Annotated in this window: 16 protein-coding genes; 4 read left to right on the top strand and 12 right to left on the bottom strand. The window is 65.4% G+C overall.

All coding sequences use genetic code 11. From position 1 onward, the window contains the following. The first annotated feature begins 4 nt into the window (after positions 1-4). Entirely contained in the window at positions 5-1129 is a 1125-nt protein-coding gene (locus RH857_RS06890; RefSeq protein ID WP_310537236.1) for an Mrp/NBP35 family ATP-binding protein, read from the top strand. Between the two features lie 25 nt (positions 1130-1154). On the opposite strand, the gene RH857_RS06885 is transcribed toward RH857_RS06890, so the two are convergent. Then, positions 1155-1661 (bottom strand): twin-arginine translocase TatA/TatE family subunit, encoded by a 507-nt coding sequence (locus RH857_RS06885; RefSeq protein WP_310537235.1) that lies wholly within the window; start codon positions 1659-1661, stop codon positions 1155-1157. A gap of 84 nt (positions 1662-1745) precedes the next feature. Then, entirely contained in the window at positions 1746-2588 is an 843-nt protein-coding gene (locus RH857_RS06880; protein ID WP_310537234.1) for a hypothetical protein, read from the bottom strand. Between the two features lie 134 nt (positions 2589-2722). Here RH857_RS06880 and RH857_RS06875 point away from each other — a divergent pair, with 134 nt between their 5' ends. Beyond that, positions 2723-3370, top strand: coding sequence for an O-methyltransferase (locus tag RH857_RS06875; protein ID WP_310537233.1), 648 nt, complete (start codon positions 2723-2725; stop codon positions 3368-3370). 25 nt (positions 3371-3395) lie between these two features. On the opposite strand, the gene RH857_RS06870 is transcribed toward RH857_RS06875, so the two are convergent. From RH857_RS06870 to RH857_RS06855, 4 genes are all read right to left on the bottom strand, one after another. Continuing rightward, entirely contained in the window at positions 3396-3566 is a 171-nt protein-coding gene (locus RH857_RS06870; RefSeq protein ID WP_310537232.1) for a DUF3117 domain-containing protein, read from the bottom strand. A gap of 99 nt (positions 3567-3665) precedes the next feature. Continuing rightward, on the bottom strand, positions 3666-3977 hold the full coding sequence (locus RH857_RS06865; protein WP_310537231.1) for a DivIVA domain-containing protein: 312 nt from the start codon (positions 3975-3977) through the stop codon (positions 3666-3668). 38 nt (positions 3978-4015) lie between these two features. Beyond that, positions 4016-4930 carry an undecaprenyl-diphosphate phosphatase gene (locus RH857_RS06860; protein WP_310537230.1) on the bottom strand — a complete coding sequence of 305 codons (915 nt, stop codon included), beginning with the start codon at positions 4928-4930 and terminating at the stop codon, positions 4016-4018. A 73-nt stretch (positions 4931-5003) separates the two neighbouring features. Then, positions 5004-5789, bottom strand: a complete 786-nt coding sequence (locus tag RH857_RS06855) for an SIR2 family NAD-dependent protein deacylase (protein ID WP_310537229.1) — start codon at positions 5787-5789, stop codon at positions 5004-5006. A 95-nt stretch (positions 5790-5884) separates the two neighbouring features. On the opposite strand from RH857_RS06855, the gene RH857_RS06850 reads away from it, so the two are divergent. Further along, positions 5885-6250: a DUF4870 domain-containing protein gene (locus tag RH857_RS06850; protein WP_310537228.1), complete on the top strand. Its 366-nt coding sequence runs from the start codon at positions 5885-5887 to the stop codon at positions 6248-6250. Positions 6251-6255: 5 nt separating this feature from the next. Beyond that, positions 6256-6648 (top strand): hypothetical protein, encoded by a 393-nt coding sequence (locus RH857_RS06845; protein WP_310537227.1) that lies wholly within the window; start codon positions 6256-6258, stop codon positions 6646-6648. 129 nt (positions 6649-6777) lie between these two features. On the opposite strand, the gene RH857_RS06840 is transcribed toward RH857_RS06845, so the two are convergent. The 6 genes from RH857_RS06840 to RH857_RS06815 all read right to left on the bottom strand — a co-directional run bounded on the left by RH857_RS06840 (position 6778) and on the right by RH857_RS06815 (position 15994). Then, a complete protein-coding gene (locus RH857_RS06840; RefSeq protein ID WP_310537226.1) occupies positions 6778-7650 on the bottom strand; it encodes an ABC transporter permease in 873 nt (290 codons plus the stop codon). Beyond that, the gene (locus RH857_RS06835) at positions 7647-8687 is read right to left on the bottom strand and encodes an ATP-binding cassette domain-containing protein (RefSeq protein WP_310537225.1); all 1041 of its coding nucleotides are present in this window, start codon (positions 8685-8687) and stop codon (positions 7647-7649) included. The genes RH857_RS06840 and RH857_RS06835 overlap by 4 nt, the downstream gene beginning before the upstream one ends. Before the next feature lie 213 nt (positions 8688-8900). Continuing rightward, positions 8901-11108, bottom strand: coding sequence for a prolyl oligopeptidase family serine peptidase (locus RH857_RS06830; RefSeq protein WP_310537224.1), 2208 nt, complete (start codon positions 11106-11108; stop codon positions 8901-8903). An 86-nt stretch (positions 11109-11194) separates the two neighbouring features. After that, on the bottom strand, positions 11195-11602 hold the full coding sequence (locus RH857_RS06825) for a hypothetical protein (protein ID WP_310537223.1): 408 nt from the start codon (positions 11600-11602) through the stop codon (positions 11195-11197). Positions 11603-11905: 303 nt separating this feature from the next. Continuing rightward, entirely contained in the window at positions 11906-14584 is a 2679-nt protein-coding gene (locus RH857_RS06820) for a phosphoenolpyruvate carboxylase (protein WP_310537222.1), read from the bottom strand. Between the two features lie 135 nt (positions 14585-14719). After that, the gene (locus RH857_RS06815; RefSeq protein WP_310537221.1) at positions 14720-15994 is read right to left on the bottom strand and encodes a hypothetical protein; all 1275 of its coding nucleotides are present in this window, start codon (positions 15992-15994) and stop codon (positions 14720-14722) included. Positions 15995-16161: the final 167 nt, after the last annotated feature.

The following is a 16161-nucleotide window of genomic DNA, read 5'->3' as shown; positions in this document are numbered from 1 at the left end:
ATGGGTGTCTGAGACCGTCATCGACCGCATCCGTACCCAGCTGAACCAGGTCATGGACCCTGAGCTTCGGCTTCCGATCACCCAGATTGGGATGGTCGGGGACATCACCGTCGACGACGCCGGGGACGCCTCGGTGCAGATCAAGCTCACTGTCGAGGCCTGTCCCATGCGCAGCCGCATCCTCGACGACGTCACTGCCGCTACCGTCCGGGCCGAGGGTGTGCGCACCGCACAGGTGAGCTTGGACGTGATGAGCCCCGAGGAGCGGGCTGTCCTGAAGGAGCAGCTCACCGGGGGCGAGTCCGGCCGGGTCAACCGGTTCGCCTCCCCCGACTCGCTGACTCGCGTCTACGCCGTAGCCTCGGGCAAGGGCGGAGTCGGCAAATCCACCGTCACCGTGAACCTCGCCTGTGCCCTGGCCGAGCTGGGACTGAAGGTCGGGGTGATCGACGCCGACGTGCACGGGTTCTCCATCCCCGGCCTGCTGGGCATCACGGCCAAACCTACGCGACTGGATGAGATGATCCTGCCCCCGGTCGCCTACCGCGTGAAGACGATTTCCATCGGTATGTTCGTCGACGGCAACCAGGCCGTGGCCTGGCGGGGCCCCATGCTTCACCGCGCAGTGGAGCAGTTCCTCACCGACGTACATTTCGGTGACCTGGACGTGCTGCTCCTGGATCTGCCGCCGGGCACCGGAGATATTGCGATCTCCGTTGCCCAGCTGCTGCCTGGCTCCGAGCTGTTGGTGGTCACTACCCCGCAGGCGGCGGCGGCGAACGTTGCTGAGCGTGCGGGGGCGTTGAGCACTCAGACGGATCAGAAGGTTGCCGGAGTCATCGAGAACATGGGGCCGCTGCGGCTGCCTGACGGTACAGTCATGGACCTCTTCGGCTCCGGGGGCGGCCAGATCGTTGCGGACCGGCTCAGCGCCTCCCTGGAGACGGACGTTCCGCTGCTGGGCTCTGTGCCGCTGGATCCGACCCTGCGCCAGGCAGGCGACGACGGCGCACCGGTGGTCCTCTCCTCCCCCGACTCCCCGGCCGGGAGCGCGCTGCGGCAGGTCGCGGCAGCGCTGGCCTCACGTGGCCGGGGACTAAGTGGAAAGTCCCTGCCCCTGTCGTTCTGAGACAGCCGGGATCCCGGGGGCCCTGCTAGGTCGCGTCGACGTCGAAGGGAGCCGGAGCGTCCTCCAACGGATCTCTGTCCTCAGGCCGTGAGTCCGCAGCAGCCGCGGGTGAGCTCTGCCCCGAGGCGGCGGAGCCGGCCATGCCCGCTGCCAGCGCCCCGCCCTTAGCCCCGGAAGCCCTCGAACGCGAGGTCGCGCTCCGTGCGCTGCCGCTTCCGAAGAGCGCACGAGGGTCCATGGTGGATTCCACCTCTTTGGCGGTGGAGCGCACGGTCTCATAGTCTTCGGCGAGGGCCTCGCGAATGATGCGCCGGGGGTCGTACTGGCGCGGGTCGTACTTCTGCCAGTCGACGGCGTCGAAGTCCGTGCCGGTCTCTTCTTTGAACCGGACCTTGGCGTCCTCGGCCATGCCGCGTGCTTTGCGGACCCACTGCCCCAGCGTGTTGGCGTACTGTGGCAGCCTCTCGGGCCCCAGGATGACCAGGGCGAGCACGATCAGGATGATCAGCTCATAGACATTGATACCGGGCACGGCACTACCTTAGCGGCAAGATCAGCAGACGAATCGCCGAACGCGGCGGAGGCTGTACGGTTATGGCCCCGGCGCGGCGGAAGATCAAGGGATCCAGCCGAAGAGTTCCTCCAGCCCGCGGCCCACACGTTCACTGGCGGAGGGCGCCAGGGGCTGGGTCTGCACGCGGGAGCGGTCGGTCAGCATGACCCAGCTCATGATCTGGGAGGCCGCCGCCGTGGGCATATCGGAGCTGATGACGTACTGAGCCCTGTCAGTCTCCATTGCCGCGGTCCAGCTGTCATCGGACTCCGAGATGTAGAGGGTGCATTCGTCTCCCGTGGAGAGCTGCAGACGCTCCGCGGAGAAGTCCGCAGGGTCCAGGACCTTCAGCACCTTCTCCTCGATCGGGTCCAGGGTCCGGCCCTCTTCCTCAGCGCGGGTCTCAGCGACCCACATGGTGTAGTTGTCATCGACCAGCTGCAGCTGAATAGTGCGCACACCTTCGATGACCCCCGTCTCGAGCTTCTCGGGCTCATAGCCGCGATCAGCCAGATGGGGCAGGGACCAGCCCCACGTCTTGAGCAGGCTCAGCTTCTCCACGGGCAACTCGTGAATGGGCACGCTGGCTCGGGATCCAGGAAGGATCCCGGAGTGGGGGTCGAGCTCGCTGAGCTCACCCTCGGAGCTGGCCGCCACGGCGTCGCCCGCTCCGCTGCCGGCAGCGGTGACCGGCTCAGAACGGGGTTCAGGAGGAAGCAGCGACTGCACCGATGCCGTCTGCGGCATCGCACGCCCTCCGACGATCCATGCTGCGGCGAGCACCACGCACACCACCAGGGTCAGACTGGAGAAAAAGATGCCAATGATCCAGCCAGCTGAAAGCCGGCTGGATACTGCGGGACTTGCTGTAGCGGAACCGCGACTGCTGCTGCGGATAGAGGGCATCGCCGAAATTCTGCCTCGTTTTACTGAAAAAAAGCTTAAATTTAGCTGTGAATCGATCGGGTCATCAATCGATCGGGTCATCACGGTCTGCTGCCACAGCATAGGATGATCGACACGCACACGAGAGGACCTACATGGCCGGGACACCGCCCTCACAGGCCGCAAAGCACAGCAGCTGGACCTACGCAGAGCAGCACGCTGAGGAGGATGCGGCAATCGCTCAGGCACGACTGCGCGCCGACGATCTCGGAGTGGAGTCCGTCAGTCCGGGGACGGGCGCTGCCCTCAGCGCCCTGGCTGCGGGCACAGGGGCCAGGGCCATCGTGGAGATCGGCACGGGCGCCGGCGTCTCTGGCGTGTTTCTGCTCCGCGGAGCCCCTGAGGCGGTGCTCACGAGCCTGGATCCGATGCCCGACCATCTGGCGGCCGCCCGCCAGAGCTTCCGGGAGTCAGGCATCCCTTCGTCCCACACGCGACTGATCAGCGGGTACGCGCAGCAGGTGCTCCCCCGACTGACCCGGGGCGGCTATGACCTGGTGTTCGTGGACGCCGAGCCGGAAGAGGCAGAGTTCTACGCCGAGGAGGGCATACGGCTGCTGCGCCGTGGCGGCACGCTGGTGATCAATGATGCGCTCGACCGCGACCGTGTGCCCAAGCCGGCCGTGCGAGAGGCCCGAACACAGGCGATGCGCGCTGTGGAACGGCGCCTGAAGAACGACGACGACCTCACGACGGCTCTGCTGCCCACGGGCACGGGCCTGCTGCTGGCAGTGAAGAGATAGCGGGCCTGGGGCCCGCCGGAAGGGTCTACTCGCCGACGGCCTTGATCAGGCATTGCTTGAGCGCCTCGGCCTCTTCGTTGTTGATCTCGAGCACCAGACGACCGCCCCCGTCGATCGGGACTCGCATAATAAGGCTGCGTCCTTCCTGGGTGACCTCCATCGGACCGTCGCCAGTACGCGGTTTCATTGCAGCCATCGAGTGATTCCCTTCGTATTCCTACTACGGATCGTCAGCAGCCGGCGGGACATCCGCCGGAACTGATCACTTTCTATTATCGCGTACCTGAGGGGAATGTCACCCCGAGATGCTTTCTTGGCTCTTTCCATCAGCCTCTGACCGGGCATGACGCAGCTGCTCGGTCAACGCGTCGAGCAGTTTGTCGACCTGGTCCATCCGGTAGCCGCGCACCGCGGAGTCGAACTGGACCGTCTCGAGGTCCTCGGCGCTTAGACCCTGGTCTGCGGCGCGCGAGAGGAGGAGGTCGACGTCGTCCCCGCCTGCCTCAGGGGATTCCTCCCGCGGAGCGGGCTCCCCCTTCCAGGGGCCGGCCAGCGCCAGAATGACCAACCCGATGATCGCCAGGGCCAGGAGGTAGAGCCACATCATGTCTCCACCCTACTGCCTGGGATCCGCGGATCGGCGGATCAGCTGGGGACGTCGGTCTGACCCTCCTCCACCGGCAGCTGGTCTACCGGAGGCGGTTCGGAGAGATCCGGCTGGGCGATGAGGATGAAGGCGCCAAAGAGCACCACGTAGACGGCAAAGATCCGGAAGCGCGCGCGGTAGAGCAGCGTCAGCACCGCCCACAGCGCGAGGGCACCCACCACGGCAGAGACGATGAACGCCGTCCAGTAGGCGTCGGCACCGATGGAGAACCCCCCTTCGTGGCTCAGCAGGCTCAGCGACTGCACACCAGTGGCCGCGACGATGGTGGGGATCGCCACGAAGAAGCTGTACTGGGCCGCGATCTTGCGGTGCATGCCCAGTGCCAGCGCGGCGGCGATGGTGATGCCGGAGCGGGAGATGCCCGGGAAGAGCGCGGCGGCCTGGGCGAGGCCGATCACCACCGCGACCATGAGCGTCATCTGTCCAGCACCGCGCCAGGTGTTGCGCACCGAGTCGGACCACCACAGGATCGCGCCGGTGATGAAGAGGAAGATCGCGACCACCCAGGGGATGGCGAAGGCGTCTGTGCCGAACTCGCGCACCACAAGCCCCAGGACCCCGGTGATGCCCACAGTGACTACGCCCAGCAGCATGAGCTTGAGATGAATGAGATGCCGCAGCGTCCTGCGCCGCCAGAACAGTCTGATCTCGACCACCGTGCCGCGGATCAGTCGCATGAGCGGCTGGAACATCACCACGACGACGGAGACCATAGTGCCCAGGTGCACCACCAGATTGAACAAGATCATCTCCGGGGAGTCCGGCGAGGGAATCATCGACCCCCGGTCGGCCAACCAGTGCTCCGCGATCACCAGATGGGAGGACGAGCTGACGGGGAGGAACATGAACAGCCCCTGGATCACTCCGAGGAGCAGGGCTTCCCACGGGGTCACAAGGAACCTTTCGACGGCGGCCGGGCCGAGGGTGCATCACGGGCTAGGATTCAGGGCTCAGCGGCCACGAACCTCACCGCTTCAGAGAATCCACCATCGGCGGCAGCAGCTGCCCGGAGGGTCCGCGCAGGCAGTAGTCCATGACCTCACTGATCTCGGTCTCCTCAGGGTTGACTTCGATCAGCGGCGTACCGCGCTCCAGCGCCAGCAGCGGCAAGGAGGCGGCCGGCTGCACAATACCGGATGTGCCGGCCACCAGCACGACGTCGGCGTGGCGGATCGCCTCAGCGGTCGCCTCAAACGCGTCCATGGGGAGCATCTCGCCGAACCAGACGACACCGGGCCGGATCAGACCTCCGCACGCGGAGCAGCTCGGGGGATCCTCGGGACTGGGAGGGGATTCGAAGCCGTCGTACTGAGGCGCCGGCAACTCGACGGCGCTACCGCACCCCAGGCAGCGGTGGGAAAAGATGCTTCCGTGCAGGTGGGCGAGCACTTCGGCACCTGCCCTCTCGTGCAGATCGTCGACGTTCTGGGTGGCGATCGTCAGCGTGCCCCCGCTCTCGGTCAGGTGCTTCTGCCAGCGCGCTAGGGCGGCGTGCCCGGGGTTGGGTTCGACCTGCTGAATGAGGGACTGACGCCAGCGGTACCAGGTCCAGACCAGCGCGGGGTCGCTCTCAAAGGCGTCCACGGTAGCCAGGTCCTGGGCGGAGAACCTCTCCCAGAGCCCCTTCTGCACTTCGCGGAACGTCGGCACCCCGGACTCAGCTGAGATGCCTGCGCCGGTGAGCACCGCCACGCGGCGGGCGACGCGCAGCAGAGAGACGACGTCGTCGGGAATCTCGTGATGGACCTGCATGGCACCTACCGTACAGATCCGGGGCTGGATAAGCTCGTGATCAGCAACCACGGATCACGCTTCAACCAAGATCTCCCCTCACCGAGAGGATTCCCATGACTCATCCCCCGCAGAACCCCGGATACCCGAATCCGCCTCTGAGCCCTGGCGAGGAGCAGGGCTGGGGTGTGGGTATCCACCTGGGCGGGCTGGTGCTCTCCTGGGTGGTTCCGCTGGTGCTGTGGCTAGTGTTCCGCGAACGCTCGCGGTTCATCGATGATCACGGCAAGGAGGCGGTGAACTGGCAGATCACGCTGTTCATCCTCTACGTCATCGGTGGATTGACCACGCTGATCCTCATCGGCTTTGTGATCCTGGCCTTCGCCGTCATCGTCAACCTCATTTTCAGCATCCTGGCCACCGTCGCCGCCTATCAGCGACGGCCTTACCGGTACCCGCTGAGCATCCGGTTCGTGAAGTAGCCGGCGTGGGCACCCTGCCCCCGATCGCACAGCTCCTGCCTCGCGCTGGGGCTCTCGCCGCTCTGACCGTGGGAGGACTGCTGCTCGCCGGCTGTGGCGGTGATTCTGCCGAGGACCCGTCCACAGCTGACCCGCATGCTGAAGAGCTGCCCGCCGGCGCGGTGGAGATCGACACCACCGTGGTGGGCGGCGAGTCCCCCACCTTGTGCGTGGGGCCCATCATGGAGTCCGCGCCCCCGCAGTGCAGCGGCCCGCGCATCACCAACTGGGACTGGGCAGAGCTGCCAGAGGGGTCCTATGTGGACCACGCTGATGCACCGTGGGGCGAGTTCTCCGTCTCCGGAACCCACGACCCCGACTCGGGCACCTTTGTTCTCGAGTCGGTCGAGCCGCGCTGAAGTCGCAGACGCCTTACTGAGCGAATGACCGCGACCATCGGATGAGCGCTCCCAGATACCAGAAAGCGCCGTCGTCGTTCTCCTCCCACCTAGGAGGGAACGACGACGGCGCCTTGGTCTCTGTGGCGATCAGCTCTTGCGGTTGTAGAGGAACATGCACAGCGGTGCGAAGACCACCACCAGCACGGCGCAGTAGATGGAAACAGCGAACAGGCTTCCGTCTTCGGTGCCCAGCATGAAGTCACGAATGCTGGCCACCACCACGGAGACGGGGTTGGCGTCTACCACCGGCTGCAGCCAACCGGGCATGGTCTCCGTGGGCACAAAGATGTTCGAAGCGAAGGTCAGCGGCATCATGATGGTCATCGAGACGCCCATGACCGCTTCCTCATTGGGCATCAGCAAAGCGATCGTGGTCCAGACCCAGGAGAGGCAGAAGCAGAAGATCAGCAGCAGCAGGAAGGCTGCCAGCACACCGGTGAGACCGCCCTCGGGGCGGAAGCCCACGGCGAAGCCCACGCCGAGAATGATCACGCCGGCTAGTGCATAGCGGACCTGGTCTCCCAGCAGCGCGCCCACCAGCTGGGAGGGACGCCATGTGGGCAGGGAGCGGAAGCGGTCGAAGATCCCCTTGGAGATGTCCTTGTTCAGGGTCATGCCCGTGTACATGGTGATCATAATGAGCGTCTGCACAAAGATGCCGGGGATGAAGAACTGGACGTACTCGCTGATCGCCACACCGCCGGTCTCTCCGGTGCCCGAGACCACAGCGCCCATGGCACCGCCGAAGATGTAGGTAAACATCACGGTCATGATTAGCGGGAAGATCGTCACATCGAAGAGCTGCATGGGGATGTGCTTGATCTTCAGCATGGCACGCCAGCCGAAGGTCACTGAAGCGCTCAGCGGGTTGGAGGGACTGGGCCGGTCTTCGTCCTTGAGCAGCACGCCCAGGACCTTGGCGGACTCTTCAGTAGTGTGGTTCATGGTCTGAGTGGTCATGCTGCGCTACTTCCTGCGCCGCCCGCGGCGGCTGCGACTGCTGCCGAGGATCCGGCATCCTCATCAACGGGTGCATCCTCTTCCTCGGATGCGGGTTTACCGGTCAGGGCCAGGAATACCTCGTCCAGGCTCGGCTGACCCAGGGAGAACGTCTCCACTCCCACGCCGGCCTCCTCCAGAGCGGCCAGACCGGCGGCGGCGGGAACATCAGCGCCCAGGCGGGCGCTCAGAGCTGCGTTGTCCTTCTCGCGGAGCACCTCCACGCCCAAAGCGCGGGTGAGCACCTCGGCGGCGGACTCCCGGTCGGCCGGGTCAATGACCCGGACCTTCAGCGCCCCGGCGCCCACTTGAGCCTTCAGCTGACCCGGGGTGCCCTCGGCGATCACCTTGCCGTGATCGATGACGGCCAGCCGATCGGCCAGCTGGTCCGCCTCCTCGAGGTACTGGGTGGTCAGCAGGATCGTGGTGCCGCCGTCCACCAGGGTGCGGATAATGTCCCACACCTGGTTCCGCGAGCGGGGATCGATACCGGTGGTGGGCTCGTCCAGGAACATCAGCTCCGGCGTCACAATCAGAGACCCCGCGATGTCCAGACGCCGGCGCATACCGCCGGAGAAGTTCTTCACCTGGCGCTTGGCGGCGTCGGTCAGGCCGAAGGCCTCCAGCAGATCCATGCCCCGGGAGCGGGCAGCACTCTTGGAGAAGCCCAGCAGCCGGCCCAGCAGGATCATATTCTCGATGCCGGTGAGGTCCTCATCCAGCGAGGCGAACTGTCCGGTCAGGGCGATCTTGCGGCGAATGGCCTGCGGCTCAGCCAGCACATCGTGGCCCAGCACGCGGGCTTCTCCGCCGTCGGGACGCAGGAGAGTGGCCAGCATCCGAATAGTTGTGGTCTTGCCGGCCCCGTTGGGACCCAGCACTCCGTAGATGCCTCCTCGGCGGACGCTGAGGTCCACGCCGTCCACGGCGTTCTTCTTGCCGAAGGTTTTCACCAGGCTGTGAGTTTCGATAGCCAGTTCACTGGCGGGGGCGCTCATCAGGGCATGCCTCTTCTTCAGATAGGGATGTGAAGGGAAATGGCGAAATCAGGCACCAGGACGCACTGGCGCTCACAATCATGACTAGGAACAGTGTACGCATAAACCGCGGAGAACACTATACCCCCTAGAGTAGCCCCTGACGCCACGGGCTGAACGAATGGTCTTCCACCTTCAGCCGGGCCCCGGCAGAGCTGACTGACTCCCGCTGCGTCAGCGCTCCAGATGCTGCCAGAGCCACCGGTAGATCAGGGCGTTCATGGTGGCCTGCTGGGCAGAGTTGGCCGCTCCTCCGTGACCGCCCTCGGTGTTCTCCCAGTAGGTGACCTCAGCTCCGATCTCCTCCAGGGCCGCGGTCATCTTTCGCGCATGGCCCGGATGGACCCGGTCGTCCCGCGTGGAGGTGGTCAGCAGCACCGGCGGATAGGCCACGTCGCGGCTGAGCTGGTGGTAGGGCGAATAGTGCTGCAGGAACTGCCAGTCATCAGTCTCCGGGTCTCCGTACTCCGCGCGCCATGAGGCACCCGCCAGCAGCTGGGCGTAGCGTTTCATGTCCAGTAGAGGAACCTGGATGACCACGGCCCCGAAGCGCCCCGGGTAGCGGGTGAGCATGTTGCCCGTCAGCAGTCCGCCGTTGGAGCCGCCGCGGCAGGCGAGCTGCTCCACGGTGGTGACTCCTGTCTCCACCAGATCACGGGCGACGGCGGCAAAGTCCTCGAACGCCTTGTGACGGTTCTCCCGCAGCGCCGCCCGGTGCCAGCGGGGACCGTACTCCCCGCCTCCTCGGATATTGGCCAGTGCAAAGACTCCCCCGCGCTCCAGCCACGCTTTACCGACCAGCGAAAGATAACCCGGGGTCTGGCTGACCTCGAAGCCGCCGTATCCGTAGAGGATGGTGGGCCGCGGCTCGGGCCCGGCGATGGAGGTGACCCCGGGGACCGCGCTGGAACCGTCGGACGCCGGTCCCGCGTCGGAGCTCGCAGCCGCCTCGTGCGCCGCACCGTCGTCATCCTGGACTTTGGCCGCGGACTGCACGGTCTCGGCGGGTCCGATGAGGAAATAGGGAATGGGCGTGCCGTCCTCGCTGGGGGCGAAGCGCTGCACGTAGGCCAGACCTTCGGCTTCAAACCGCTCCGGGGCCTGTTTGATCAGCTCGGCGGTCTCCTCATGACCCGCCAGCACGGGGGCGAGGTCTCCCAGGTACTTGCTTGTGGGAGTCAGGAAGTCATGGGCGGTGATCCAGAGCTGATCGTTCTCCCGGGAGTCCAGCGCACTCACCGACAGGGATCCGGTGATGGAGGTGAACACGCGTGCCGAGCGCCATGTCCCGACGTCGTCGCGCCAATGAGCCTCCAGATGCTCGACGACGTCTTCCATGACCGTGAGCACGAAGAGGTTTCGCGTGGCGGTGATGCCCTGCAGCGAGGTGGACTCGGTGGGTGCGAACAGGACGGTGAGCTCGGGCTTCCCGGCCAGGAACGTCTCAGCGTCGCCGACTATGAGGCTGCCGCCGGGGTAGGTGACGCCGGCGTGGGTGAAGTCGGTGCGCGGGGCCAGGAAGATCAGGTCGCGGTGGAATCCGACGCCGACATCGGTGGGAACCTCCACGCGCTGAAGCATGGGATCAGTGCTGGCCGGATCCTCCGGATAGGTGAGCACGTAGGTCTCGGAGTCGTAGAAGCCCAGCGCTTTGACCGCCGTATGGCGTTCATAGCCCGGGGTGGAGTCATAGCCGGCGCCGGCCATGAGGTCATCCTCCCCGACGGAGATGACGGTCTGTGCCTGGCTCAGATCGGTGCCGCGCGCCCATCGACGGGCAGTCTGCGGGTAACCGGAAGTGGTGGCTGGCGTATCGATGCTGGCGTAGACGGTGTTCTCATCGATCCAGCTGAGTCCACCCTTGCCCTCGGGCTTGTAGAAGCCGCCCTCCGACTCAGCAATGAAGCGGCGCTCCACGATGTCGAACTCTCGCGTGACGTCGGCATCGGAGCCGCCGCGGGAGAGCGAGATCAGCGCACGGCGCCATGGCTGCCCCTGAGCGGGGCGCAGCACGCGAGCTCCGTGCCAGACCCAAGTGGTGCCCTCGAGGGCTGAGAGCTCGTCGAGGTCCAGCAGGATCTCCCACTCGGGTTCCTCACGGCGATAGGACTCCAGGGTGGTCCGGCGCCACAGCCCTTGGGGGTGCTCGGCGTCTGTCCAGAAGTTGTAGAGGTGCTCACCGCGGGTGGTGACGCCGGGGATCCGGTCCGGCGACTCCAGGATGCTCAGGAGCTCCTCCCGCAGGGGATGATACTGATCGTCCTGGAGCTGCCCTTCGGCCCGCGCATTGCGCTCCCGCACCCACGTCAGGGCATCTTCGCCTTCGACGTCTTCGAGCCAGAGAAAAGGATCATTGCCGGGGTCGATGACGCGATTGAGCATGCTCACAGCCTACTGGGCATGCCCAACACCGGCCTGGACCACTCTGCGTCCCATTCGGGTCCAGGAAGGCCGGAGCGTAGCTCGCCTCAGTCGCGGCACTCTCGGACCAGCACGTCGAGGGCATCGTTGACGTCCTCGTCCCGGAAGGTGTTCATGCCTATCTGAAGGGACATGCCGGCCTCTTGCAGGTGATTGTAGTTCTCATCGGCGGTTCCGGCGGCGACGAACAACATTGCTGCGGCCGTCATCTCCCACAGCAGCGGATCCTCCACGCGCTCCAGCACGTCTCGGGAGAAGGGCAGGTAATCATCATCATCCATGCGCTCCACAAGCTGGCACCCGGTCTGGATGTGTGCTTCTGCGCGGCCCTCCGGCTCTGAGGGGCTGAAGAGCGCCAGCCCTAGCAGCAGACCACCTCCTAGGCCCAGGAGCAGCGCGACGACGGCGGCCGTCAGCACCTTGCCCCAGACCTTCGGGGCGCGACTCCCGGACACCGGGTGGTCCATCGGCGGCCACGGCTGCGCAGCACCTGGCGGCAGGCCAGGGCCGGAGGTCATGGAAGATCCGGACTGGCCTGGGGCATGCTGGCCTGCACCGTGGGGAACTTGTCCCTGGTGACCCTGCCCGTAATGACCTGCGCCGTGAGGACGTGGTCCGCCCTGCCCCGACGGCGGGGTAGGGACGGGGTCCTGGGGGTGGGGTCCGGGCGGGTTCTGGTCCGTCATGACTTCAGCCTACTGAAGAGGGCCACACCCGGCGGGGCGCGAGTAGTTGTGACGCGCCCCGTCCGCCAGCGCTCAGCCGGTGTTCTGCAGGCCGGCAGCCACGCCCTTGAGTGAGATGAGCAGCAGGTTCCGCGGATCCTCGATCTCATCCTCGGAGAGGGTGCCGGAGCGCAGCTTCTTCAGTGCCCGCAGTTGGATAAGCGAGAGGGCGTCCACGTAGGGGTTGCGCAGCTGGACGGCTCGGCCCAGCACGCGGTGGTTCTGCAGCAGTCGTTCCTGTCCGGTGATGACCAGGACCCACTTTTCGGTGAGCTCAAGCTCCTGCAGCACGGCCTGCGCCAGGTCCTCCCGGTCCCCCAGGGCCAGGTACCGCTCGGCGATGCGCCGGTCGGTCTTGGCCAGGGACATTTCGATGTTGTCGATGAGTGCCCGGAAGAGTGGCCAGTCGGCATAGGCGGAGCGCAGGAGGTCGACGTCGTCGATCGCTTCCAGGGCCGTGCCCAGCCCGTACCAGCCGGTGAGGTTGATGCGGGCCTGACCCCAGGCGAAGTTCCAGGGGATGGCGCGCAGATCCTCCAGAGACTCCACCGAGAGTCCGCGCTTGGCCGGGCGGGAGCCGATGGCCAGGAGCCCGATCTCATCCTGGGGAGTCACCTGAGCGAACCAGGGCGCGAAGCCCTCAGCCTTCACCAAGGCATGGAACCGCTCACGAGAGGCGTCGTCGAGCCGCTTGGCCAGATCGGCGAATGTGGCGGCGGCCTCCGCATTGCGCTTTTCGGTGGAGGGAGCGCTGGCCATCAAAATGGCCGCAGCAACCTGTTCGATGTGGCGCAGAGCAATCTCCGGGTGGCCGTAGCGGGCGGAGATGACCTCACCCTGTTCGGTGACTTTGAACCGCAGGTCCACGGAGTGGGGAGGTTGGGCCAGGATCGCACGGTTGGCGGGGCCTCCGCCGCGGCCCAGCGCGCCTCCGCGGCCATGGAATTGGGTAAGAGTGATGTCGTTCTCGATGGCCCATGCCGCGATCTTCTCCTGAGCCTCGTACAGGGCCAGGGTCGCTGCCACGGGACCCACGTCCTTGGAGGAGTCGGAATAACCGAGCATGACCTCCATCCGGCGCCCGGTCTGCTCGAGACGGCGTTGCAGGTAGGGGTTCTTCAGCGCCTCCTCAAGGATGGCTGGGGCGTTCTGCAGGTCCTCGTAGGTCTCGAAGAGCGGGATCACGTCCAGCACCGGGGCATTCTCTGCACCACCGAGCGCCTTCTCCGCCAGAACATAGACGTCGGCCAGGTTCTGGGCGCTTTGGGTGAAGGAGACGATGTAACGACGACATGCATCCACGCCGTACCGAGCCTGCACCGAGGCGATCGCGCGGAAGGTCTCGAGCACCTCGTCTCCGGGGACCGCCATCTTCTCCACGGACTCGGGGTCCTCCAGCCAGGACAGCGTCTGGGAGTGGACCTTGGAGTGCTGCCGGACCTCCAGTTCAGCGAGGTGGAAGCCGAACGTCTCCACCTGCCAGATCAGCTCCTGAAGATCCCCGTAGGCAGCTCGCTTGGCGCCGCCGTCGATGAGGGAGGACTGCACGGTGCGTAGGTCCTCCAGCAGATCTGCCGGCACGCTGTAGGCCAGGTCAGCATTGCGGGTCCGGGTTGCTTCGATCCGGCCGGCGATGGCCAGCATGACCTGACGGTGGGGCTCACGCGGGGAGTGCTCGGCGGCGAGCGCGGTCAGCTCATCGGAGAGCTGCTTCTGACGGTTCCAGAGAGCCTCCAGAGCCTCTGTGGGCGGCGTGTAGCGCTCGTCCAGCGTCATGGACAGGCCCACGGCGCGGGCGCGGTTCTCCAGGTCGGTGAGCACACGGTCGGCCATCTGGGCCACGGCTTTGCGCGTGATGGTGGCGGTGACGTTCGGGTTGCCGTCGCGGTCACCGGCGATCCAGGATCCCAGCCGGATAAACGCGGGGGCTTTGGGGGCGGTGGAGCCGGCGTCGTCTCCCTGCAGCCAATCATCCATGCGGCGGTAGGCCTCGGTGAAGACCTGGGAGAAGGAAGAATCGAACACTCCGAGCGCGGTACGCACCTCGTCCAGGGGTGAGGGGTTGGAGACTCGCAGCTGGGCGGTGCGCCACATGTTGTCGATCTCTTCGAGCAGGTCGCGCGTGTTCTTCTGCTGGGCACCGGCGCCCATGCGCGGGTCATCGCGCTCATCAAGAAGTGAACCGATTCTGCGCACGCTGGACGAGATCGCATTGCGTCGAGCCTCGGTGGGATGTGCTGTCAGCACCGGATGGAAGCGCAGCTCTTTAAGCCGCCGCTCAGCCTCGCGCTGGCCGACCTCCTCTGCCAAGTGCTTGAAGGCCGATGCTACGGAATCCGAAGGTTGCTGCTCAGTCAGGGGCACTTCACCGTCGCGGGAGCGCAGGGTGCGGATGCGGTGCTGCTCCTCGGCGAGGTTGGCCAGGAGGAAGTAGCAGGTGAAGGCGCGAGCAACTTCTTTGGCCCGCTCCGGGGAGAAGGAATCCACCAGGGCCTCGGCCTCGGCCAGTGTCTCCTCGGTGTCATCTTCCACGGCGGCGATGGTGAGGGCGCGCAGCTTCTCCACGTCCTCCAGCAGGCCGGCTGAGTCCTCCTTATTCCGGCCGTATTCGTCCAGAACTTTGCCGAGAAGCCCCCCGAGGAGGCCGACGTCGCGTCGCATGGCCTCGGGGATCTCGTGCATGGCTGCTGTGCGGCTGTGGTTCTGACTCATGTGCTTGAGATTACATGAGGGAGCCCCGGCCACGCAGTGGCGTTCACTACGTGAGCCGGGGCTCCGTTCACTCATTCTGAAAGAATTCAGATCATGCGAGGTTCCCGCGCTCCTTCAGGGGCGGGCGGACTGCTCTCAGGCCTCGTCCTCGGTGTCCTCGTCAGCCTCAGAGCTCTCGCCCTCGGCATCCTCGCCATCGGCGTCTTCCTCCGCTTCATCCACCTCATCCTCATCGCTGCCGTAGCGCTCATCGGGGAAGGAGACTTCCAAGGTATCGGAAGCGAAACTCACAGAGTCGCCCCCAGCGAGCTCATAGCTGCCACCCAACTCGGCAACCGCACTGCCGCTGAAGCTTAGCGCCACATCCACCGTGTCAAGGGGGACGGCAATGGAGGTGACGTGCTCGTCACCGCTGCTCACGTGCCCGGCGTCGTCGTAGTAGTTCTCTTCATAGGACTCATCTCCGCTCTCCGCGGTCAGGGTCACGTCCACTTCATGAACGGCTTGGAAGATAGCCGGGCCGTCGGCGCTCACTTCATAGCGCCACTCGATGATGAGCCACGCTTCGCCGTCGTTAGCCCATCCGCCCTCTTCACTCCAAGCAGCCAGGCGTACCGAGGAGACATGGAAGTCATAGTCAACGACATAATCGTCCGAGGTGCGCCCGCGGTGATCGACCGTGGCGATAATGCTGTCATCGATACGGAACGTGTGATTGACGTCCTGGTTGGTGATCTGGCGGTAGTAGCCGGCCGCCACCTCGTCGTCTTCGTCGCGCTCACCGGTGAGCACGTCCACGGTCTGATCATGCCCGTCGGAGGAGATCACCAGATCCGCACCACCGTCCTCGGGAACGGAGAACAGAATGCGGTACTCGTTGTTCATCTCCAGATCCTGCAGGTGATTCTGGGCCCCGCCGACATTCAGTGCCAGGGACGCAGCGGTGTGGTGCCCGGCATCCTCATCGACTTCGTAGCTGAGCGTCAGGATCCTGAAGACTTCGCCGTCGGCTGCGCGGAACTCCTCGGGGGCTCCTCCGGGAGCGCCCTCCTCAGGCTCCTCGACTGCTTCACCGATCTCCTCCGCCGCGACCGACTCGATGGTCTCAACCGACTCCACGGTCAGGACTCCGCCGGGCACCACGACCTCCCCGAGGTCCCCGGGACGATGGGTGTCGGTGACGGTGACGTTCTGGGAGATGTCTTCGTAGACCAGACCGGCCTCTGCCGCGGGAAGGGAGGGACCTTCGTCCTCTTCCTCTGTGGTCTCCTCGGCGCTGCTCTCCTCGGCGTCGGTGACGTTGTTGTCGTCCGGGTCCGCCTCGTCACCCTCGTCGTTGCCGCATGCCGTCAGGGTCAGGCCCAGCACGGTGAGCAGCGACAGACCGGTCAGCCATTTCTTCTCAGCCACGTTTCATCCACCTCTAGTTTGACTTTTCCGTTCCTCGGCGCCGCGCGCTGTGGGCGAAAGTCCCTTGCGTTCTTACCCCCAGGTTTCGGACGCGTTCACTCACCCTAGCAACGGCTTTTCAGCTAAATTCCAGGATTACCCCAGGTCAACGTCAGTGTTAGTGAATC

It is taken from the genome of Nesterenkonia flava (genome assembly GCF_031432335.1).
GTDB classification, from domain to species: domain Bacteria; phylum Actinomycetota; class Actinomycetes; order Actinomycetales; family Micrococcaceae; genus Nesterenkonia; species Nesterenkonia flava.
The sequence above is the reverse complement of the archived record's forward strand: the minus strand, read 5'-3'. Positions and strand labels throughout refer to the sequence as shown.